This is a genomic window from Microbacterium sp. C448 (assembly GCF_000582705.2).
In the GTDB taxonomy this organism is placed as follows: Bacteria; Actinomycetota; Actinomycetes; order Actinomycetales; family Microbacteriaceae; genus Microbacterium; species Microbacterium lacus_A.
On the sequence record NZ_HG779587.1, the window covers coordinates 1 to 19,396 of the forward strand.

The 19,396-nt window shown below is 66.9% G+C and carries 21 protein-coding genes and 2 tRNA genes; 15 read left to right on the forward strand and 8 right to left on the reverse strand.

Going from position 1 to position 19,396, the window contains the following annotated elements; translation table 11 throughout:
- Nucleotides 1-227: 227 nt before the first annotated feature.
- Both ligA and MIC448_RS00485 read left to right on the forward strand, forming a co-directional pair.
- Entirely contained in the window at nucleotides 228-2,414 is a 2,187-nt protein-coding gene (gene ligA / locus MIC448_RS00480) for an NAD-dependent DNA ligase LigA (RefSeq protein WP_373457218.1), read from the forward strand.
- Between the two features lie 46 nt (nucleotides 2,415-2,460).
- Nucleotides 2,461-2,952 carry a DUF4262 domain-containing protein gene (locus tag MIC448_RS00485; protein ID WP_036294389.1) on the forward strand — a complete coding sequence of 164 codons (492 nt, stop codon included), beginning with the start codon at nucleotides 2,461-2,463 and terminating at the stop codon, nucleotides 2,950-2,952.
- Between the two features lie 14 nt (nucleotides 2,953-2,966).
- Here the strand turns inward: MIC448_RS00485 and MIC448_RS00490 are convergent, their stop codons facing one another.
- Complete coding sequence (locus tag MIC448_RS00490; RefSeq protein WP_036294392.1) at nucleotides 2,967-4,670, reverse strand: long-chain-fatty-acid--CoA ligase; 1,704 nt, start codon at nucleotides 4,668-4,670, stop codon at nucleotides 2,967-2,969.
- A 68-nt stretch (nucleotides 4,671-4,738) separates the two neighbouring features.
- On the opposite strand from MIC448_RS00490, the gene gatC reads away from it, so the two are divergent.
- From gatC to MIC448_RS00520, 6 genes are all read left to right on the forward strand, one after another.
- A complete protein-coding gene (gene gatC / locus MIC448_RS00495) occupies nucleotides 4,739-5,038 on the forward strand; it encodes an Asp-tRNA(Asn)/Glu-tRNA(Gln) amidotransferase subunit GatC (RefSeq protein ID WP_036294395.1) in 300 nt (99 codons plus the stop codon).
- Nucleotides 5,035-6,558 carry an Asp-tRNA(Asn)/Glu-tRNA(Gln) amidotransferase subunit GatA gene (gene gatA / locus MIC448_RS00500; protein ID WP_036294397.1) on the forward strand — a complete coding sequence of 508 codons (1,524 nt, stop codon included), beginning with the start codon at nucleotides 5,035-5,037 and terminating at the stop codon, nucleotides 6,556-6,558. Before gatC ends, gatA begins: the two co-directional genes overlap by 4 nt.
- Nucleotides 6,558-8,060, forward strand: a complete 1,503-nt coding sequence (gatB, locus tag MIC448_RS00505; protein WP_036294400.1) for an Asp-tRNA(Asn)/Glu-tRNA(Gln) amidotransferase subunit GatB — start codon at nucleotides 6,558-6,560, stop codon at nucleotides 8,058-8,060. Before gatA ends, gatB begins: the two co-directional genes overlap by 1 nt.
- Nucleotides 8,061-8,179: 119 nt before the next feature.
- Nucleotides 8,180-9,439 (forward strand): DNA polymerase IV, encoded by a 1,260-nt coding sequence (locus tag MIC448_RS00510; RefSeq protein ID WP_036294403.1) that lies wholly within the window; start codon nucleotides 8,180-8,182, stop codon nucleotides 9,437-9,439.
- A 52-nt stretch (nucleotides 9,440-9,491) separates the two neighbouring features.
- Nucleotides 9,492-9,812, forward strand: coding sequence for a hypothetical protein (locus MIC448_RS00515; protein WP_036294406.1), 321 nt, complete (start codon nucleotides 9,492-9,494; stop codon nucleotides 9,810-9,812).
- Nucleotides 9,787-10,389, forward strand: a complete 603-nt coding sequence (locus MIC448_RS00520; protein ID WP_144237949.1) for a hypothetical protein — start codon at nucleotides 9,787-9,789, stop codon at nucleotides 10,387-10,389. Before MIC448_RS00515 ends, MIC448_RS00520 begins: the two co-directional genes overlap by 26 nt.
- A 58-nt stretch (nucleotides 10,390-10,447) precedes the next feature.
- Here the strand turns inward: MIC448_RS00520 and MIC448_RS00525 are convergent, their stop codons facing one another.
- The 5 genes from MIC448_RS00525 to orn all read right to left on the reverse strand — a co-directional run bounded on the left by MIC448_RS00525 (nucleotide 10,448) and on the right by orn (nucleotide 12,342).
- A complete protein-coding gene (locus tag MIC448_RS00525; RefSeq protein WP_036294409.1) occupies nucleotides 10,448-10,966 on the reverse strand; it encodes a DUF2017 family protein in 519 nt (172 codons plus the stop codon).
- Nucleotides 10,963-11,268, reverse strand: a complete 306-nt coding sequence (gene clpS / locus MIC448_RS00530; RefSeq protein WP_036294412.1) for an ATP-dependent Clp protease adapter ClpS — start codon at nucleotides 11,266-11,268, stop codon at nucleotides 10,963-10,965. The genes MIC448_RS00525 and clpS overlap by 4 nt, the downstream gene beginning before the upstream one ends.
- On the reverse strand, nucleotides 11,259-11,609 hold the full coding sequence (locus MIC448_RS00535; RefSeq protein ID WP_036294415.1) for a metallopeptidase family protein: 351 nt from the start codon (nucleotides 11,607-11,609) through the stop codon (nucleotides 11,259-11,261). The genes clpS and MIC448_RS00535 overlap by 10 nt, the downstream gene beginning before the upstream one ends.
- Nucleotides 11,610-11,685, reverse strand: a tRNA-His gene (locus MIC448_RS00540).
- Between the two features lie 36 nt (nucleotides 11,686-11,721).
- Complete coding sequence (gene orn, locus MIC448_RS00545; protein WP_036294418.1) at nucleotides 11,722-12,342, reverse strand: oligoribonuclease; 621 nt, start codon at nucleotides 12,340-12,342, stop codon at nucleotides 11,722-11,724.
- A gap of 69 nt (nucleotides 12,343-12,411) precedes the next feature.
- On the opposite strand from orn, the gene MIC448_RS00550 reads away from it, so the two are divergent.
- From MIC448_RS00550 to MIC448_RS00560, 3 genes are all read left to right on the forward strand, one after another.
- Nucleotides 12,412-12,484, forward strand: a tRNA-Arg gene (locus tag MIC448_RS00550).
- A 26-nt stretch (nucleotides 12,485-12,510) separates the two neighbouring features.
- Entirely contained in the window at nucleotides 12,511-13,398 is an 888-nt protein-coding gene (locus MIC448_RS00555) for an alpha/beta hydrolase fold domain-containing protein (protein WP_036294465.1), read from the forward strand.
- A 58-nt stretch (nucleotides 13,399-13,456) separates the two neighbouring features.
- A complete protein-coding gene (locus MIC448_RS00560) occupies nucleotides 13,457-13,669 on the forward strand; it encodes a hypothetical protein (RefSeq protein ID WP_036294467.1) in 213 nt (70 codons plus the stop codon).
- A gap of 21 nt (nucleotides 13,670-13,690) precedes the next feature.
- Here the strand turns inward: MIC448_RS00560 and MIC448_RS00565 are convergent, their stop codons facing one another.
- On the reverse strand, nucleotides 13,691-14,281 hold the full coding sequence (locus MIC448_RS00565) for a YitT family protein (protein ID WP_036294420.1): 591 nt from the start codon (nucleotides 14,279-14,281) through the stop codon (nucleotides 13,691-13,693).
- 158 nt (nucleotides 14,282-14,439) lie between these two features.
- Here MIC448_RS00565 and MIC448_RS00570 point away from each other — a divergent pair, with 158 nt between their 5' ends.
- Nucleotides 14,440-15,879 carry a PLP-dependent aminotransferase family protein gene (locus MIC448_RS00570; RefSeq protein WP_036294423.1) on the forward strand — a complete coding sequence of 480 codons (1,440 nt, stop codon included), beginning with the start codon at nucleotides 14,440-14,442 and terminating at the stop codon, nucleotides 15,877-15,879.
- A gap of 77 nt (nucleotides 15,880-15,956) precedes the next feature.
- Here the strand turns inward: MIC448_RS00570 and MIC448_RS00575 are convergent, their stop codons facing one another.
- Nucleotides 15,957-16,235, reverse strand: a complete 279-nt coding sequence (locus MIC448_RS00575; RefSeq protein ID WP_051512835.1) for a hypothetical protein — start codon at nucleotides 16,233-16,235, stop codon at nucleotides 15,957-15,959.
- Between the two features lie 223 nt (nucleotides 16,236-16,458).
- On the opposite strand from MIC448_RS00575, the gene ssb reads away from it, so the two are divergent.
- The 3 genes from ssb (at nucleotide 16,459) to ettA (ending at nucleotide 19,358) form a co-directional block, all read left to right on the forward strand.
- Nucleotides 16,459-16,995, forward strand: coding sequence for a single-stranded DNA-binding protein (gene ssb / locus MIC448_RS00580; protein WP_051512837.1), 537 nt, complete (start codon nucleotides 16,459-16,461; stop codon nucleotides 16,993-16,995).
- Nucleotides 16,996-17,102: 107 nt separating this feature from the next.
- A complete protein-coding gene (locus MIC448_RS00585) occupies nucleotides 17,103-17,603 on the forward strand; it encodes a hypothetical protein (RefSeq protein ID WP_051512839.1) in 501 nt (166 codons plus the stop codon).
- Nucleotides 17,604-17,675: 72 nt separating this feature from the next.
- Nucleotides 17,676-19,358 carry an energy-dependent translational throttle protein EttA gene (gene ettA, locus MIC448_RS00590; RefSeq protein ID WP_036294429.1) on the forward strand — a complete coding sequence of 561 codons (1,683 nt, stop codon included), beginning with the start codon at nucleotides 17,676-17,678 and terminating at the stop codon, nucleotides 19,356-19,358.
- Nucleotides 19,359-19,396 lie beyond the last annotated feature (38 nt).

A 19,396-nucleotide genomic window follows, 5' to 3' on the forward strand; every position in this document is an offset into this window, starting at 1 on the left:
CTGCCACGGCGCTGGCGGGCAAGCGGACGGATGTCGGGGGCCGAACCTAAACTGAACCGGTGGCAGCTGAAGCACCGGTGGATTCCGAAGCATCCGAACTTCCCGACCTGACGCTTGAGCAGGCGCGCGATGAGGTGCGGACCCTGTCCGAGCAGATCCTCGGGGCGCGGGACGCCTACTACGGACGCGACGCCGAACTGGTGGACGACGCAACGTATGACGCGTGGATGCATCGGCTCGAGGCGATCGAGCGGCTGTACCCCGAACTGCAGGGGCAGGATTCACCGACACTGACGGTCGGTGCCGCTCAGGGGACGCAGTTCGCGCCGGTCGAACACGCCGAGCGGATGCTGAGCCTCGACAACGTCTTCTCGCTCGATGAGTTGCGGGAGTGGTGCGCGAAGGCTCAGGCCGGTGCCGGCCGAGCCGTCCGATGGCTGACCGAACTGAAAATCGACGGACTCGCGATAAGTCTCCGCTACGAGAACGGCGTGCTGACGTCGGCGGCCACGCGCGGTGATGGACGCGTCGGCGAAGACGTCACATTCAATGCGGTTCGGGTGACCGGCATCCCGCAACGCTTGGCGGGCACGGGGCATCCGCCGATCGTGGAAGTACGGGGCGAGGTCTTCATCCCCGTGGCTGCCTTCGCCGCACTCAACGCGCTGCAGGCGGACATGCGGGATCGTGCGGTCGAAGAGACACGCGCACGCTCACGCGCGTTCGACGAGGACAAGGCGCGGATCAGCGCCGAGCGTCGTTTTCCCGCGTTCGCGAATCCGCGGAACGCCGCGAGCGGAGGCCTGCGCCAACAACTCGACAAAAAGGACGGGCTCGAGCTTGAAGCCGGCCAGGCCCGCCTCGACTCGCTCCGCCTGTTCGTACACGGCATCGGGGCGTGGGAGCGCCCACCCGTCGACTCGCAGAGTGAAATCTACGCGCTGCTGAAGGAATGGGGTCTTCCGACGAGCCCGTATTACCAGACGACGGACACCATCGACGGGGTCACGGCGTTCGTCGAGCACTACGGCGAGCACCGCCACGACGTCGAGCATGAGATCGACGGAATCGTGGTCAAGGTCGATGAGCTCGCCCTGCACGACGAACTCGGTGCCACGAGCCGCGCGCCGCGCTGGGCGATCGCATACAAATACCCGCCCGAGCAGGTCAACACCAAGCTGCTCGACATCGTGGTGTCGGTGGGACGGACCGGAAGGGCCACCCCCTTTGCCGTCATGGCCCCCGCCCGCGTCGCGGGGTCGGTCGTGCGCCAAGCGACCCTCCACAATCAGGATGTCGTGCGCGCCAAGGGTGTTCTCATCGGCGACACCGTGGTGCTGCGCAAAGCGGGCGATGTGATCCCCGAGGTGCTCGGACCGGTGGTCGAGTTGCGAGACGGCACCGAGCGCGAGTTCGTGATGCCGACGGAGTGTCCGGAATGCGGGTGGACGCTCGCTCCCGCGAAAGAAGGCGACATCGATCTACGCTGCCCGAATACGCGCGCCTGCCCCGCGCAGGTTCGCGGCCGGGTCGAGCACATCGGATCGCGCGGCGCCCTCGACATCGAGGCGCTCGGCGAAGTGACCGCAGCGGCGCTGACGCAGCCATCGACCCCCGCGATCCCTCCCCTCGAGACCGAGGCCGGACTCTTCGACCTGACGATTGAACAGCTCGTTCCGATCGAGGTCATCGTGCGCGATTCCGAAACGGGTGAGCCTCGCGTCGACGAAAAGACGGGAAAGCGGGTCCGCCGGGCGCCGTTCCGGCGCAATCTGTCACCGGCTGAGAAGAAACAGGGGCTGACGGGCCCACAGCCATCCGCTCAGGCGATCACGCTCCTCGAGGAGCTGCAGAAGGCGAAGACGAAGGACCTCTGGCGCTTTCTGGTCGCGCTCAACATCCGCCACGTCGGTCCGGTCGCGGCACGGGCGCTGGCGCAATGGTTCGGCTCGGTTGACGAGATCCGACGGGCCTCTCGTAAGGACCTCGCCGCCGTCGAGGGCGTCGGCGGCATCATCGCGGACGCCCTGATCGACTGGTTCGAGGTCGACTGGCATCAAGAGATCGTCGAGCGTTGGATGGCCGCGGGCGCGCAGCTCGCGACCCCTGGGCACCCCGGTCCGGGCGCCGCGGTCGTCGAGGGCGGGGTGCTCGAGGGCATTACCGTCGTCGCCACCGGGTCCCTCGAGGGCTACACCCGCGAGGGTGCGCAGGAGGCGATCATCGCGGCGGGCGGAAAGTCCGCCTCGAGTGTTTCGAAGAAGACGGACTTCGTTGCGGCGGGCCCGGGCGCGGGTTCGAAGCTCGGCAAGGCGGAAGAACTCGGCGTGCGCATCATCGACGCCGCACAATTCCGTCTGCTCGTGACCGAGGGACCCTCGGCGCTCGAGGCGTTGGATCCCGACGCGGACTGAGTGTCGTACCTATGTTCTACTCTCGTCGAAACGAGAGGGGAACAACATGTCATCGAATTCGGATCTCGAGATCCAGGCATGGCTCGACCAGGAAGACGAGCACACGGCACAGATCATTCGTGCCCACGGCGTCTACCTGCAGTACGTCGGAGGCGACAGCAAGCATCGCGAAGCATCGTTCGCCTACACAGTGGGACTCTTCGGCGTCGGTCATCCGGAGTTGCTGATCGTCGGAGTAGGACCGAACACGGCATCGGGGGTCCTGAACGAGGTGTCGGCGATGATCAGAGGCGGCCGCAATATTGTCGCGGGCGAGATGCTGTCATTCACGGATTGGCCGCATCGGGTCGTGGCCGAGGTCGTGCCCAACCCGGGTGAGATCGCATTCGCGGCCAACCGCTTCTATCAGCGGCCCGCGGAAGCATCCGTGCCTCTCCTGCAGCTCACCTACGACGACAAGAGCGGGCGATTCCCCTGGGAAGACGGCTACGCGAATGCGCCGTGGGTTCAGCCGCGTCCGGGGGAGCTCCGCGCGTAGCGGCGAATTTCGAGCTAGCGCCCGGTCGTGAGCTGGAGCAGCGATTCGCGCACCTGTCGGCGCAGAACCTTGCCGATCAGGGACTTGGGGAGCTCGTCAACGACGAAGATCCGGCGGGGAACCTTGTAGGGCGTCAGGATGCCGCGGGCGAATTCGCGCACGGACTCCTCATCCAGAGTGGCACCCGCTACAGGGACGATCGCGGCGACGACCTCTTCACCCGAGTGCTCGCTCGGAAGACCCACGACCGCGGCATCCTCGACCTGGTGGTGCTGGCGGAGCGCAATCTCGACCTCGGTCGGGGCGACGTTGAACCCACCCGTGATGATGAGCTCCTTGATGCGATCGACGATCCGGACGAACCCCGCATCGTCGATCGTGACGATGTCTCCGGTGCGGAACCACCCGTCCACGAACACCTTGTCGGTCTCTTCGGGCTTGCCGTAGTAGCCGCCGAATACCTGGGGACCGCGGACGAGCAGTTCGCCCCGCTCACCGGCGGGCACATCACGGGTGGGCTCATCGGGGTCGACGACCCGGCACTCGGTACCGGGGAGCGGCAGACCCACGGTTCCCGGCACCCGGTTGTCGGCGACGGGGTTCGCCATCAGAACGGGGGAGCACTCGCTCAGACCGTACCCCTCGACGAGGTATCCACCCGAGGTGGCCTCGAACGGCACCACGAGGTCATGGGGCAGCGCCATCGCGCCGGAGATCGCGACCTCGGTTCCGTCGAGCGAGACTCCCTGCTCGAGTGCGGCCTTCAGCAGGCGATCGGCGATGGGCGGCACGAGGGGGAGGAACGTCGCCGGATGCTTCTTGGTGACCGCAAGCACCATGTCCGGGTCGAAACGCGGGAACAGCACGAGCCGCGCGCCCATCGACATCGCGAAGGTCAGGCACAGGGTGAGGCCGTAGGCGTGGAACATCGGAAGGACGGCGTAGACAACGCATCCTTCACCTCGCCGGATCGACGGGACCCAGGCCCGCGATTGTGCGGCATTCGAGAGCAGATTGCGGTGAGTCAACGAGGCGCCCTTCGGGGTTCCCGTCGTGCCACTCGTGTATTGGATGATGGCCAGATCGTCGGTCTCGGGTTTCGCGACGGTCGCGGGGAGGGGGGCGGCCGCGACGATGCTCTCCCACGGCACCGTGCCGCGCACCCGTGTGGTGAGCGCGGCGCGCGCCTCGCGTGCCCTGCTGATCGGCAGCTTGAGCGCGAATCGCGTGCGCGCGGGCATGGCGCGCGTGACGTCGACCGAGACGATCGTCTGCACCGCCAGGTCGGCGGGGAACTCCTGAACGGACTGCACGACCTTGTTCCAGACGATCGCGTGCACGGCGCCGTGGTCTTCGAACTGTTTGCGCAGTTCTCGCGGCGTGTAGAGCGGGTTGTGTTCCACGACGACGGCCCCGAGCCGCAGCACGGCGTAGAACGCGACGATGTGCTGCGGACAGTTCGGCAGCACGATCGCTACCGGATCACCGCGCTTGACGCCCTGTGCGCGCAGGCCCGCAGCCGCACGCTCGATCTGCTGCTGAAGGTCGCGGTATGACGTGGTGCGTCCGAAAAACTGCAGGGCCGGAGCATCCGGATAATCGCGTGCGGATGCCTCGACGATGTCGACGAGCGAACCGCTCACCGGGTCCAAGTCGCTCGGAACTCCCTCGGCGTAGCTCTGAATCCACGGTCTGGGCGGCTCATACGTCGTCGTCATGTTGTCAGCCTATTGCCGTGCACCAGGCGCGGACGGGGCGGGGCGAGGGCGCCGCCTAGAATAGGGCAGTGTCTGAAATCACCCCCGAACTCGTGCGCCATCTGGGCGTGCTCGCCCGGATCCAGCTGACCGACGAGGAGGTGAACCGTCTCACCGGAGAGCTCGACGTCATCGTCGACAACATCGCCAAGGTGTCGCAGGTCGCCACCCCGGATGTCCCCGCGACGAGCCACCCCGTGCCCCTCCAGAACGTCTTCCGTCCCGACGTCGTCGGCGAAACCCTGACCCTCGAGCAGGCACTGCAGAATGCCCCGGATGCTGCAGACGGACGATTCCGCGTCACCGCGATCATGGGGGAGGAACAGTGACCGATCTCACGCGCCTGAGCGCCGCAGCGCTGTCCGAGAAGCTCGCGAAGGGCGATGTCTCGAGCGTCGAGGCCACCCGGGCTCACCTCGACCGCATCGCCGCCGTTGACGGCGACGTCCACGCGTTCCTGCACGTCAGTGACCACGCCCTCGACGTCGCGGCCGACATCGACCGCCGCCGTGCCGCGGGCGACGAGCTCGGCCCTCTGGCCGGTGTGCCCCTGGCGATCAAGGACGTGCTCGTCACGACCGACATGCCCTCGACGAGCGGCTCACGCATCCTCGAGGGGTACATGTCTCCCTTCGACGCAACCGTCGTCGCGCGCTCGCGCGCCGCGGGACTCGTGCCGCTCGGCAAGACCAACATGGACGAGTTCGCCATGGGCTCGTCGACCGAGCACTCGGCGTACGGGCCGACCCACAACCCGTGGGATCTCGACCGCGTCCCGGGCGGATCGGGTGGCGGGTCCGCTGCGGCCGTCGCCGCCTTCGAGGCGCCCCTCGCGCTCGGCTCCGACACGGGCGGGTCCATCCGCCAGCCGGCGCATTTGACCGGCACGGTCGGCGTCAAGCCGACGTACGGCGGCGTCAGCCGCTACGGCGCGATCGCGCTCGCCTCGAGCCTTGACCAGGTCGGTCCTGTCACGCGTTCCGTGCTCGACGCGGGCCTGCTGCACGATGTCATCGGCGGGCACGACCACCGCGACTCGACGTCGCTCACGGACGTCTGGCCCTCGTTCGCCGAGGCCGCCCGCGAGGGCGCCCGCGGTGATGTGCTGAAGGGTTTGCGTGTCGGCGTGGTCCGCGAACTGCCCGACAGCGGATTCCAGGCCGGTGTCTCCGCATCCTTTCGTGCCTCGCTCGCGCTGCTCGAGGCGAACGGCGCCGAGATCGTCGAGATCAGCGCCCCCCACTTCGAGTACGGCGTGGCCGCGTACTACCTGATTCTGCCCGCCGAGGCATCCAGCAACCTGGCCAAGTTCGACTCGGTGCGTTTCGGCATGCGGGTCACGCCGAGCGGCAATGCGACGGTCGAGGATGTCATGGCTGCGACCCGCGAGGCGGGTTTCGGCGACGAGGTCAAGCGCCGCATCATCCTCGGCACCTATGCCCTGTCTGCCGGCTACTACGACGCGTACTACGGCTCGGCGCAGAAGGTCCGCACGCTCATCCAGCGCGACTTCGACGCCGCTTTCGGGGCCGTCGACGTCATCGCGACGCCGTCCGCGCCGACGACAGCGTTCCGCCTCGGCGAACGGATCGACGACCCGCTCCAGATGTACCTCAACGACGTGACGACGATCCCGGCGAACCTTGCCGGTGTACCCGGAATATCGATCCCGTCGGGGCTGGCAGAAGAAGACGGTCTGCCCGTCGGCATCCAATTCCTCGCGCCCGTTCGGGAAGACGCGCGCCTGTACCGGGTCGGGGCGGCGCTCGAAACACTGCTCGAGGATGCCTGGGGCGGACCACTGCTCGACCGAGCGCCCGCTCTCACCACCCGAGGAGGGGTTTCCTGATGGCCAAGGCCCCGCTGATGGACTTCGACAAGGCGCTCGAACTGTTCGAGCCCGTGCTCGGTTTCGAGGTCCACGTCGAACTCAACACCGCGACCAAGATGTTCTCCGCCGCACCGAACTCGTTCGGTCGTCCCGCGAACACCGATCTGGCACCCGTGGACCTCGGTCTGCCGGGCTCGCTGCCCGTCGTGAACGAGCAGGCCGTGCGCTTTTCGATCAGCCTGGGTCTCGCCCTCGGCTGTCAGATCGCGCCGTCCAGCCGCTTCGCTCGGAAGAACTACTTCTACCCGGACCTCGGCAAGAACTATCAGATCTCGCAGTACGACGAACCCATCGCGTTCGAAGGCAGCGTGACGGTCGAGCTCGAGGACGGCACCGAGGTGGTCGTGCCGATCGAGCGCGCGCACATGGAAGAGGATGCCGGCAAGCTCACGCACGTCGGCGGCTCGACCGGGCGCATCCAAGGTGCGGAGTATTCGCTCGTCGACTACAACCGCGCGGGCGTCCCGCTCGTCGAGATCGTCACGAAGCCGATCTACGGTGCCGAGCATCGCGCGCCCGAAATTGCCAAGGCCTACGTGCAGACGATCCGGGACATCGTGCTCGCGCTCGATATCTCGGACGCCAAGATGGAGCGCGGAAACCTGCGCTGTGACGCGAACGTCTCGCTGCGTCCCCGCGGCCAGGAGAAGCTCGGCACCCGCACCGAGACGAAGAACGTCAACTCGATGCGCTCGGTCGAGCGGGCCGTGCGGTACGAGATCCAGCGCCAGGCCGCGATCCTCGCCGCCGGTGGCACGATCACGCAAGAGACGCGGCACTGGCACGAAGACACGGGCACGACGTCGCCGGGTCGTCCGAAGTCGGATGCCGACGACTACCGGTACTTCCCGGAGCCCGATCTGCTGCCCGTGGTGCCCGCACCCGAGCTGATCGAAGAGCTGCGCGCCGCGCTTCCCGAGGCGCCGCCCGCTCGTCGCCGTCGCTTGAAAGCCGAGTGGGGCTTCACCGACCTCGAGTTCCAGGATGTCGCCAACGGAGGCCTGCTCGCTGAGCTGGCGGCAACTGTCGCTGCCGGCGCATCGCCCGCGGCCGCGCGGAAGTGGTGGACGGGTGAGATCACCCGACTGGCAAACGCCGCCGGGCGCGAGGCATCCGATCTCATTTCGCCGACGGACGTCGCGGCGGTGCAGGCCCTCGTCGATGCCGGAACCCTCAACGACAAGCTCGCGCGCCAGGTGCTGGAGGGCGTCATCGCGGGGGAGGGCACGCCGCAAGAGGTCGTCGACACTCGCGGACTGGCGGTCGTGTCTGACGACGGACCGTTGATCGCCGCGATCGATGAGGCGCTGAAGGCTCAGCCGGACGTGCTCGAGAAGATCCGCGACGGCAAGGTGCAGGCCGCCGGCGCGGTCATCGGTGCCGTCATGAAGGCCATGCGCGGGCAGGCCGACGCGGCCCGCGTGCGCGAGCTGGTCCTGGAGCGCGCCGCGGCTTTGTAGGGATCCATAGAGCCGAGAGTGCACGTTCGCTGCGCGAACGTGCACTCTCGGCTCTCGGATCCCGAAGGGATCGAGACCTGGGGACCACGGGTGTCGGTGCCCCGGGTCACAATGGATGCATGGGACGCGGCGACGGGAGTGGGCGGATCGTCTCCGCCGACGACGCCGACGACGCGGGCACCGGAATCCTGCACGTCGACATGGATGCGTTCTACGCCGCCGTCGAAGTGCTCGATAACCCGTCGCTCCGCGGCAAGCCGATCATCGTCGGCGCGCCCGAAGGTCGCTCGGTCGTCTCGAGCGCGTCCTACGAGGCTCGCCGTTTCGGTGTTCGCTCGGCGATGCCCGTCTCGCAGGCCCTCCGGCTCTGCCCCGCGGCGATCGTCGTCACACCGCATTTCGACCGCTATCTTGCGCTCTCGTCCGAGGTCATGAGCATCTTCCACGACGTCACGCCGCTCGTCGAACCGCTGTCGATCGACGAAGCGTTCCTCGACGTCCGCGGCGCGCGCAGGCTCTGGGGTAGTCCGGGAGCGATCGCTCGGATGCTCCGGCAGCGTGTCCAGGATCAGACCGGGCTGACGTGCAGCGTCGGAGTCGCAGCGACCAAACATGTCGCCAAGATGGCCTCGACCATCAGCAAACCTGACGGCATGTTGATCGTGTCGGCCGCAGAGACGGAAGCATTCCTCCGCCCGCGCTCCGTCCGCGCGATGTGGGGGGTTGGGCCGAAGTCCGCCGAGTCTCTCGAGGCGCGAGGCATCCGCACGATCGCCGACCTCATCGAAACGCCCCGGGACGTCCTCGATCGCATCGTCGGGCCCGCATCGGGCGAACGGCTCTCGCAACTCGCTCGCGGAATCGATCCCCGCGAGGTGTCTACGACGCGTGTCGAGAAGAGCATCGGGCACGAAGAGACGTTTCATGAGGACGTCTGGGACCCGGCGTTCCTGCGCTCCGAACTTCTGCGACTATCCGACCGGGTCGCGAGGCGCCTGCGCAAGGGTGGTTGGGACGCCGCGACCGTCGCGATAAAGGTCCGTTTCGCGGATTTCACGACGATCAGCCGGTCGCGCACCCTTTCAGAACCGACGGACGTCGGCCAGCGCATCGGCGATGAAGCCCGCGACCTTTTCGCATCGATCGAGGCCCGCCAGCCGATTCGTCTGCTCGGGGTACGGGCCGAGAATCTTCGGCCGGCTGCACACGGGCAATCCCTCTGGGACGACGACGAAGACCGTCGCAAGCTCGAAGACACGCTGGATGCGGCGTCCGCTCGCTTCGGCGGCGCCGCGGTCATGCGGGCCACCTTCGTAGGCCGAACGGAGCGTCCGACGGCACTTCCGTCGCATCCGCGCCCGCCCGCGATCCGTGATTGATCGCGTCCGCAAGCCCCTCGTCACCGGCGGGATCGCGCGCTAGCGTGGGGGGATGCCCAACATTGCACAGGACCTCGCCAAGCAGTCCGTTCACTTCGGCGTCAGCAGCGCCTACGGCGATCAGCAGGACGTCGACGGTGTCCGTATCATCCCCGTCGCCGCAACGTGGCACGGCTTCGGCGGCGGCTCGGACGAGAAGGGTAATGAGGGTGGCGGCGGTGGCGGCTACTCGTTGCCGTTCGGCGCCTACATCCGCCGGGGCGACGATCTGCGCTTCGAGCCGAACGTGATCGCGCTGCTCGCCGTTGGGATCCCGTTCGTGTGGGTTGCCGGTCGGGCGCTCAGCCGTGTCATCCGCGCCCTCAAGAAGTAGATCCACGCCCGACGACCCCCTCGCCGCGGCGTCCCAGACCGCCGTCGCGCGCATCGTGCGCGAACTGCGCGGTCTCGACGCCCTGAACCCCGTCGTGCTGATCGACGGCCAGAGCGGGGCAGGAAAGACGAGGCTCGCGGCGGCGCTCGTGCGGCAGTGGCCGTCGTCGGGTCGGGTTCAGCTGGTCGCGCTCGACTCGATCTATCCCGGCTGGGACGGACTGGAATACGGCGTCGAGATCGCCCGTCAAGACATCCTCGTCCCCCACGCGCGCGGCTTGATGGGCGTGTGGCGCAGGCATGATTGGGAAACGGATGCTCCGGCCGAGGCGCATGCGGTGGATCCGTCGCTGCCGCTCATCGTGGAAGGCTCGGGCATCATCACGGCCCAGACGCTTCGGTTGAGCGACATAGCCGTGTGGGTGGAAGCGCCCGAGGAGGCACGGAAACGTCGTGCCCTGCTGCGCGACGGCGACACCTATCGTCCCCACTGGGACCGCTGGGCCGCTCAAGAGCGAGGGCACATCCGTGCGGACGAACCCGCACAGCACGCGACGATCGTGGTCGCGATGCCCTGATGCGGCATGCCCTGATGCGGCCTGACCACGCGACCGCACCGTGGTCTGGCGGGCGGTTTCAGTCGGCGGTTTCCATCGCTCGAACAATCCCGTCGAGTCGGTAACCGATCCAGTCGTAGACAGCGAAACGGTCGTCTTCGGGGTCGTGATCGTCGTCCTCGCCCGAGATGCCGAGGCGCGTGGCAATGACGAGACGGATTGCGGTGAGTGTGCGCATCCAGGCCCACCCCGCGTCCCCTTCGATCGCCAGATCGATCGTGTCCGCCGCCGGATCAGGGTCATCGGGATCGCCGGACGCGAATGAGGGCGCGAGATCGGCGAGCACGCGCAGTGCGTCGTGCTGCCGGCGCTCGAGCAGATCGTGGCGCGTTGCGTCATGGAATTCTGCTGCGGCGTCCGCGTCATCGGGGTACGGGTTCGGCGCGAGTCGCGCGAGTGCCGGATCGTTCGAAGCGTCGGACGCATCGGCATCGGCGACCGCGTGCGGTTCGAGCAGTTCCGAGAACTGGGCGACGAGGTCGGCGAGTTGCTGAGCCTCCAGACGCGAGATCGTGAGGATGAGCGCGTTCTCAGTCATCGGGGGATCCTCCGAACGGTGGCCCACAGGCCGTAGTCGTGCATGGCCTGCGCGTGCAGTTCCATCTGTTCGCGCGGCCCTTCTGCCACAACCGCGTGACCGCGTTCGTGCACATCCATCATCAGCGCTGTCGCACGATCGGTGGAGAAGCCGAAGTAGCTGCGGAAAACATGAACGACGTAGCTCATCAGGTTCACGGGATCGTTCCACACGACGGTCTGCCAGACGGCAGGATGTTCGGGGCTCTCGCGCTGTTGGACCTCGCGGTCGACGTCGGGTAGGGCGATCGACATCACGCCCATCCCAACTCGTGGAGGCGGTCGTCGTCGATCCCGTAGAAGTGCGCGATTTCGTGGACGAGGGTCGTGTGGATCTCGTCGCGCAGTTCGTCCTCGTTTTCGCACGCGGCGAGGTGCGGCTCTCGGTAGACGATGATGCGGTCGGGTAGCTCACCGATTCCGTAGCGGTCCCGCTCCGTCAGCGACGTGCCGTCGTAGAGGCCGAGCAGGTCGAGGCTGCCGTCCTCGGGGCGGTCCTCCACCACGAAGACGACGTTATCGAGTCCTTCGACCATCTCGTCGGGGAGCGCGTCGAGCTCCGAGACGACGAGCGCCTCGAACGCCTCAGCATCCAGTTCGATCATTGGGGTGAGTAACGGGGCTCGAACCCGCGACATCGGCCACCACAAGGCCGCGCTCTACCAACTGAGCTATACCCACCATGTACCCGTGTGCCCGGGTAACCCAGCAATTGTATTACACCCCTGGGGCGTACGAAGACACGGCGGCAGCCGCAGCCGCACGCGCGCCGTCGCTCGTGGGGCCGGGCTGCGGCACGAACACGGCCTGGCGGTAGTAGGCCAGCTCCCGTATCGATTCGCGGATGTCGGCCAGCGCGCGGTGTCCGCCATCCTTCGCGGGCGCGTGGATGTACGCGCGGGGATACCAGCGCCGAGCGAGCTCTTTGATGCTCGACACGTCGACGCTGCGGTAATGGAGGAAGCGATCGAGGCGCGGCATGTACTTCGCGAGGAATGCGCGGTCGGTGCCGATCGTGTTGCCGGCGAGAGGCGCCTTGCCCTCGTTCGCGAAGCGTTGAACGTACTCGAGGGCGAGGAACTCCGCCTCGGCGACACTCACGCCGTTGGGGATCTCGTCGAGCAAGCCCGAACTCTCGTGCATGCCCGTGACGAAGTCATTCATGTGCTCGAGTGCAGACGGGTCGGGCTTGATGACGATCTGGAACCCAGGGTCGAGCACGCGCAGTTCGAAGTCCGTGACAACGACGGCTATCTCGACCAGTTCGTCCTGGTCGAGGTCGAGCCCCGTCATCTCGCAGTCGATCCAAACGAGCCGGTCGTTCTCGTGCGCTGGCATTTCGTCATCTTATCCATGGGTATGGACCCACCCGGCGACCTCGGCGGCGAGGCGATAACCTGATCGGGCGCCCTCGTAGCTCAATGGATAGAGCATCGGCCTTCTAATCCGACGGTTACTGGTTCGAGTCCAGTCGGGGGCACAGCCTGGGAGGAGTCCGACGTGGCGATGCCGCTGTGGTTGGCCGATACGGTCGCGAAGCTGATGCAGAGGCTTCCAAACAACATGCCCGCCCGGGCTGATCTCTCTTTTGCCGAGATCCCCGTGACCCTTCGAGACGCGACGATCCATACGCGCCACGGCGCCGTGGATGCCCAGGTCTATGCGCCTTCCGACGGTTCCTCCGGCAAGGGGGTCTACGTGAACTTCCACGGCGGCGGTTTCGTCATGCGGCATCCGGAGCAGGATGACGCGCTGTGCCGCTATATCGCTGCCAACGCTGGGGTCACCGTCGTCAACGTCGACTACATTCCGGCCCCGCAGTCTCGATTCCCCGGACCCGTCGAGCAGGCGTACGACGTCGCGGTGTGGGCAACCTCCATGGAGCGCCCGTGGCTGGGCGACAAGCTGGTCCTGGGTGGACAGTCGGCGGGGGGCGCGCTTGCCGCTGGTGCAGCACGTCTCGCGCTCGAAAGGGGGACGCCGCACGTCAGCCTCCAGGTGCTGATGTACCCGCCGCTGGACCTGACCGTGCCGGCGAAGACCAAGCTCTCGGAGGGTAAAGAGACGCTTCTCGCTCGGATGGGGCCGACTTTCGACACCGCTTACTGTCCTGACGTGGAGCGCCGGACCGACCGATTGATCTCGCCAGCCTCGAGCGCGGACGGTGCGGACTTGACAGGTATTTCGCCAGCGCTCATCGTCACGGCGGAGAGAGACATCCTTCGCGAGGAAGAGATTCGCTACGCCGCGCGGCTAGCGGGCGTCGGTGCTCTGCGCGAGCACATCGATCTACCGAATGTCGGCCATGGGTTCAATCTCAGCGATGCCCCTCGCGAGGTCGTCGAGACGGTTTACGCGGCGATCGCGCGGCACGTGCGGGGCAGTCTGTCCTGACCCCTGGTGCTGTTCTCGGGTCAGGCGTAACGTCGCCACCGTCGAAAGGAGTTCGATGATGAATAACACGACGAAGACCCGCACGATCTGGGTCGCGTTCGGCGAATCCGGTGTGGTCGGGACGATCCGCAAAGATGCAGATGGGTACACCGTCACGATGGCGGCAGCCGAGTCATCCGCGGGGACATATCCCACGATGGATGTCGCGAAGTCCGCGCTCTACTCGCGGATGCGCCCGGGGAGTGACTGGCCGAGGTTCCAGGAACACTGAAGCGGGCGCGGCCGCTTCTGGTCAGCCGTGGGCCGCGGGGGTTGCCCGGTGTGTAGGCCGCCGCTGAGTGTCGAACAATCGCAGGGCGGCATGGCTCGCGGGTCCGATGGCGAGTGCGTAGACAAGGGTGCCCACGCCGACCGTGCCACCCAGCGTCCACCCGATCGCCAGCACCGTGACCTCGACAGCTGTGCGCGCTACCCACAGGGGCCACCCCCAGCGTGCTGAGATGCCGGTCATCAGACCGTCACGCGGGCCCGGTCCGAACCTGGCCCCGATGTAGAGACCACCGGCGAGGCCCACGAGCGCGACCCCGCCCAGCAGCAGAGCACTCGACTGTAGAAGGTTCTCCGGCGCCGGCACTAATGGCAGCGCGAACTGAAGGGCGGTGCCCACCACCAGAATGTTGGCGATGGTCCCGATTCCCGGCTTCTGCCTCAGCGGAATCCAGAGCGCGAGGACGGCGAGTCCGATGATGTTGGTGATCCAGCCGAGACCGATCCCGGTTCGCAGGGCCAGGCCCTCTGCCAGAACGGTCCAGGGATCCACTCCGAGGCCCGCGACGACGACAACGGCCACACCGACTCCGTAGAGAATGAGCCCGAGCAGCAATTGCGTGACGCGACGAGCCCGAAACGGTACGGACGCCGATGCCGAGACGCTCCGTTTAGCTGACGCGCGTGCTGTTGGACCGGTGGAGAGGAACATAATCAAGAGCCAATCCGAATATTGGCCTTTTTGGTAGAGGCCAATCACCGTATGGTGGACGGATGGCCGATTCGCGACTGTCTTCCCGTGCGCTCGTCCAGCTCCTCGGAGAATGGCGCGACAGCGCGCCCGCATACCGGGGGCTCGCCGATGCGGTTCGGATGTTGTGCCTGGACCGCCGTATCGCACCGGGTACGGCCCTCCCCGCTGAGCGCGATCTCGCAGCCCGGCTCGGGTTGAGTCGAACGACCGTCGCCGCCGCATATCGCGATCTGCGCGAGTCCGGCCACGTCGCGAGCTTGCGCGGTTCGGGCAGCGTCGTCCGTGCCGTCGGGCCGATCGCGGACGTCCCGGAGCCGGGGGACGAGGACACGATCGATCTGCACCGGGCAAGCCCAGCGGCCTGGCCGGGCTTGAGCGCACTGTTCGTCGACGCAGCATCCGACGCTCCGCGTTGGGTCGGGCGGTCCGGCTATGACCTCGTGGGTGCGGTCAAGCTCCGTACGGCGATCGCCGACCGCTATACGGCGCGCGGTCTGCCCACAGTGCCCGACCAGATCATCGTCACGACCGGAGCGCAGAGCGCCATCTCGCTCGTGACGGATGTGCTCGTGCGACGCGGGGATCGTGTCGCGATCGAGACGCCGACGTATCCGCACGCCGCCGACGCGCTCCGGGAGGCGGATGCGAGGCTCGTCGCGATCCCTGTCGATGCCGAGTACGGGTGGGATCTCGAGCGTGCCGATCACGTTTTGCGCCGGGCGGCGCCGAGCCTTGCGTACCTGATGCCCGACTTCCAGAACCCGACCGGCGCGACGATGAGCGAGCACACGCGTCGCATGCTGGCCGAATCGGCCGCAGATGCCGGTGCGATCGTCGTCGCGGACGAGACCACCGCGGACCTCAACATCGATCGGCCCTTCGAGAGCCTGCCGTTCGGGTTCGGTCTCGATCCCTCGGTTCAGCGGAACATCGTGACGATCGGATCGCTGAGCAAGACCGTCTGGGGTGGCCTCCGAATCGGGTGGATCCGCGCGGACCTCGACCTGGTGCCGAGGCTCATCGCGGCACGTCCCCGACGCGAGTTGGGGACCCCGGAGTTGGAACAGCAGGTCGCGATACTTGCGTTCGAGCGGTTACCCGAGATCCTGCTGCAGCGTGCCCAGCTTCTGCGTGAGGGCCGCGACACGCTCGTGCGGGCGCTGGCCGAAGCTCTGCCGGAGTGGACGGTGCCGACCGTGCACGGGGGAGTGTCGCTGTGGGTGGGTCTCGGTGCTCCCGTCAGTTCTCCGCTGGCATTGGCCGTTCGGAGCCGCGGCCTGATCCTCTCTTCGGGGCCACGCTTCGGGGTGGACGGCGGTCACGAACGGCACCTGCGAGTGCCGTTCACGGCGCCCCCCACCGAGCTGACGCGAGCGGTGGAGATTCTCGCGGATGCGTGGCCGGAAGCACGCGATCGCGGTCGTCCTGTGACGGAGACGGTGCTCGCGGCAGTGGTGTAACGCTGTCGAGAGTCGAGAGTCGAGAGTCGACCAGCGTCCGAAGCGGTTCAGCCGCGTCGAGCGGGTGTGCCGTCGAGTCAGCCGTTTCGGAGTGCGCTGATCGCCTCATCGACAGACCAGAACTCCCCGACGGTTCGAAAGCCCTTGACGCCGTCGCGGTAGCGGCGTGCGGACCATCGCGATCCGAGCGTGTGATCGAGTCGGTGCAGATGGCCGACGATGCGCCCTGCCGCATCGAGCACGCGCCAGAGTGCGGGCCCGGCAGGGGTGAGCCGGACCCGCAGAGCGGGGGAGGGTGTGGGGGGTGTGCCGTCGAGGCGGATCATCGCAGGAGCGGTGAGGGTGGGGTTTGTCATTGAGGAACTCCCTTCTGCATCGAATGTATGTTCGACCTCCGACATTCGCGCGGGCGTCCGTGGGCGGCTTGCTGAACGGTCCTCCCCAGGCGTGTTCCGCACGGCACCGTCCCCGAATCGGGAGCGCAGGCGGCTATGAAGGAGCGCCGCGGAAGATGCTGTCCGGAGAGGGCACCGTGCTCTCGATCGGGAGGCGCACCTCCCGTGCGAAAGGAGTCGGGTCATGAGCGACCACATCACGATCGTCGGCAACATCGCGGGGGATCCGCGGCATACTCAAACCCCCTCGGGCATCCCGATCACGACTTTTCGTGTCGCGAGTTCCCCCCGCCGGTTCGACCGCACGACGGAAAAATGGGTGGACGGCGAAACCAGCTGGTACTCCGTGTCTGCCTTCCGCGCTCTCGCCCTCAACACTGCCGCATCGCTTCAGCGCGGCGAGCGTGTCATCGTCAGCGGTCGCCTCAGGATCCGCACGTGGGACAAGGGTGATCGCAGCGGGACCACCGCCGAGATCGATGCGGAGGCGATCGGACATGACCTGCTGTGGGGTACGACTCGCTTCGAGCGAGCCGGTGCGCGCGAACCGGTCCCCGCCTCGACGAATCAGGGTTCGGCAGACGCCGAGGGATGGTTCGCGCCCGGTACGCAGCGTGACCCTGGACCCGACGAGGCGGTCGCGGACAACACGGAGGGTTCATCGGTGCCCGCCGGATCCCTGGTATCGCACGAGCCGGATCGCGAGCCCGTTCCCTTCTGACACGGCCGGTGTCCGCCGTCGGTGGTCGACGACGGCGGGCGCTGGCAGCGGCGCTTTGCCATCCCGACCTGCGTTGGGCTCTCGACGGGCGCGCTTAGACTTTGCTGGTGCAGCTCCGTCGATCCCTTCGTGCTGTCGCCGGTGGAGTCGCCCTCATCGTCGCCGCTCTGACGCTGAGCGCCTGCGTGCAGTCTCCGGCGCCAGATGACACGCCGACGTCGGCGGCCCCTACCGTGTCCGTCTCGCCGTCGGCGACGCCCACTCCGCCGCCAGCCCCCACACTGCAGCCGGAGGGAACAGCGGAAGACAACCTGCAGTACTTCACCCTCGTCGTCCAACAGGTGTGGGCGGGCCCCGAGCGCATGGCCGGGCGTGCTTACATCGACGCGCTCGTGGCGGCGGGGTTCGATAAGAGCCGGATGCAGGTCACGAAGGATCAGACGGCTATCGGCAACGCGGCAGACAGCATCCAGTTCTCGGTCGCATGGAATGACGCATGCTTGATCGGACAAGCGGGGGCTGCGTTCGCCGAACCGGCGACGGTGGTGGTGCCGATCCTGGAGGGCGGGGCATGCCTCATCGGAGAAACCCGTCCGATCGACTGGTGAGGCCCCGGACCGCCAGTCCAGGACGCGCACGGCGCTGAGTCGACGGTGTACCGCCCGTAGACTGGACGGGACATGGCTGAATATATCTACCAGATGGTGCGCGCCCGCAAAGCGGTCGGCGACAAGGTAATCCTCGACGACGTCACGATGGCGTTCCTCCCCGGCGCGAAGATCGGCGTGGTCGGCCCCAACGGTGCCGGTAAGTCCACGATCCTCAAGATCATGGCGGGGCTCGACATCCCCTCCAACGGCGAGGCCCGGCTATCGGCGGGCTACAGCGTCGGCATCCTGATGCAGGAGCCCGAGCTCGACGAAGACAAGACCGTTCTCGAGAACGTGCAGCAGGGCGTCGGGCCGATCAAAGCTCAGCTCGACCGGTTCAACGAGATCTCGGGCCTGATGGCGGACCCGGATGCCGACTTCGACGCGCTGCTGGCCGAAATGGGCACTCTGCAGGAGGCCATCGACGCCGCCGACGCGTGGGACCTCGACTCGCAGCTCGAGCAGGCCATGGATGCCCTCCGTACCCCGCCGTCCGAGGCGATCGTCTCGAACCTCTCGGGTGGAGAGAAGCGCCGTGTCGCGCTCTGCAAGCTGCTGCTGCAGAAGCCCGACCTGCTGCTGCTCGACGAGCCCACGAACCACCTCGACGCCGAAAGCGTGCAGTGGCTCGAGCAGCACCTGGCCAAGTACCCCGGCGCCGTTCTCGCCGTCACGCACGATCGGTACTTCCTCGACCACGTCGCGGAGTGGATCTGTGAGGTCGACCGCGGGCGCCTGTACCCCTACGAGGGCAACTACTCGACCTACCTCGAGAAGAAGCAGGAGCGTCTGCAGGTCCAGGGCAAGAAGGATGCCAAGCTCGCCAAGCGCCTCGCCAGCGAACTCGAATGGGTGCGCAGCAACGCCAAGGGGCGCCAGACCAAGTCGAAGTCGCGTCTCGCGCGCTATGAAGAGATGGCTGCCGAGGCCGACCGCACCCGCAAGTTGGACTTCGACGAGATCGTCATCCCGCCGGGACCGCGACTCGGCCAGATCGTCCTCGAGGCCAGGAAGATCCAGAAGGGCTTCGACGGCCGCAGCCTGATCGATGACCTGAGCTTCTCGCTGCCCCGCAACGGCATCGTCGGCATCATCGGCCCCAACGGTGTCGGAAAGACGACCCTGTTCAAGTCGATTGTGGGCCTTGAACCCCTCGACGGAGGCGAACTCAAGGTCGGCGAGACCGTCGAGATCTCTTACGTCGACCAGACGCGTGGCGGCATCGACCCCAACAAGTCCCTGTGGGAGGTCGTCAGCGATGGCCTCGACTGGATCCAGGTCGGCAAGGTCGAGATCCCCTCGCGCGCCTATGTGTCGCAGTTCGGCTTCAAGGGCCCCGACCAGCAGAAGAAGGCCGGCGTCCTCTCCGGTGGTGAGCGCAACCGCCTGAACCTCGCACTCACGCTGAAGCAGGGCGGCAACCTGCTGCTTCTCGACGAACCGACGAACGACCTGGACGTCGAGACGCTCGGCAGCCTCGAGAACGCGCTCCTCGAGTTCCCCGGATGTGCCGTGGTCATCACGCACGACCGGTGGTTCCTCGACCGCATCGCGACGCACATCCTGTCGTACGAGGGGACGGAAGAAGAGCCCGACAAGTGGTATTGGTTCGAGGGAAACTTCGAGGCGTACGAAGAGAACAAGATCGAACGCCTCGGCCCCGACGCGCTGAACCGTTCGAGCTCGACGTACCGCAAGCTCACGCGTGACTGACCCCACGACCACGAACCCCAGCGGCGTGCGGCTGCACG

Bases quoted from the DNA above. Each gene is read 5' to 3' on its own strand.
- gatB (WP_036294400.1), top strand. From the start codon at position 6,558: ATGGCCAAGGCCCCGCTGATGGACTTCGACAAGGCGCTCGAACTGTTC.
- MIC448_RS00560 (WP_036294467.1), top strand. From the start codon at position 13,457: ATGAATAACACGACGAAGACCCGCACGATCTGGGTCGCGTTCGGCGAA.
- MIC448_RS00515 (WP_036294406.1), top strand. From the start codon at position 9,492: ATGCCCAACATTGCACAGGACCTCGCCAAGCAGTCCGTTCACTTCGGC.
- MIC448_RS00510 (WP_036294403.1), top strand. From the start codon at position 8,180: ATGGGACGCGGCGACGGGAGTGGGCGGATCGTCTCCGCCGACGACGCC.
- MIC448_RS00555 (WP_036294465.1), top strand. From the start codon at position 12,511: ATGCCGCTGTGGTTGGCCGATACGGTCGCGAAGCTGATGCAGAGGCTT.
- ssb (WP_051512837.1), top strand. From the start codon at position 16,459: ATGAGCGACCACATCACGATCGTCGGCAACATCGCGGGGGATCCGCGG.
- ettA (WP_036294429.1), top strand. From the start codon at position 17,676: ATGGCTGAATATATCTACCAGATGGTGCGCGCCCGCAAAGCGGTCGGC.
- orn (WP_036294418.1), bottom strand. From the start codon at position 12,342: ATGCCAGCGCACGAGAACGACCGGCTCGTTTGGATCGACTGCGAGATG.
- MIC448_RS00490 (WP_036294392.1), bottom strand. From the start codon at position 4,670: ATGACGACGACGTATGAGCCGCCCAGACCGTGGATTCAGAGCTACGCC.
- MIC448_RS00575 (WP_051512835.1), bottom strand. From the start codon at position 16,235: ATGACAAACCCCACCCTCACCGCTCCTGCGATGATCCGCCTCGACGGC.
- MIC448_RS00570 (WP_036294423.1), top strand. From the start codon at position 14,440: ATGGCCGATTCGCGACTGTCTTCCCGTGCGCTCGTCCAGCTCCTCGGA.
- MIC448_RS00535 (WP_036294415.1), bottom strand. From the start codon at position 11,609: ATGATCGAACTGGATGCTGAGGCGTTCGAGGCGCTCGTCGTCTCGGAG.
- ligA (WP_373457218.1), top strand. From the start codon at position 228: ATGCATCGGCTCGAGGCGATCGAGCGGCTGTACCCCGAACTGCAGGGG.
- MIC448_RS00485 (WP_036294389.1), top strand. From the start codon at position 2,461: ATGTCATCGAATTCGGATCTCGAGATCCAGGCATGGCTCGACCAGGAA.
- MIC448_RS00525 (WP_036294409.1), bottom strand. From the start codon at position 10,966: ATGACTGAGAACGCGCTCATCCTCACGATCTCGCGTCTGGAGGCTCAG.
- clpS (WP_036294412.1), bottom strand. From the start codon at position 11,268: ATGGGCGTGATGTCGATCGCCCTACCCGACGTCGACCGCGAGGTCCAA.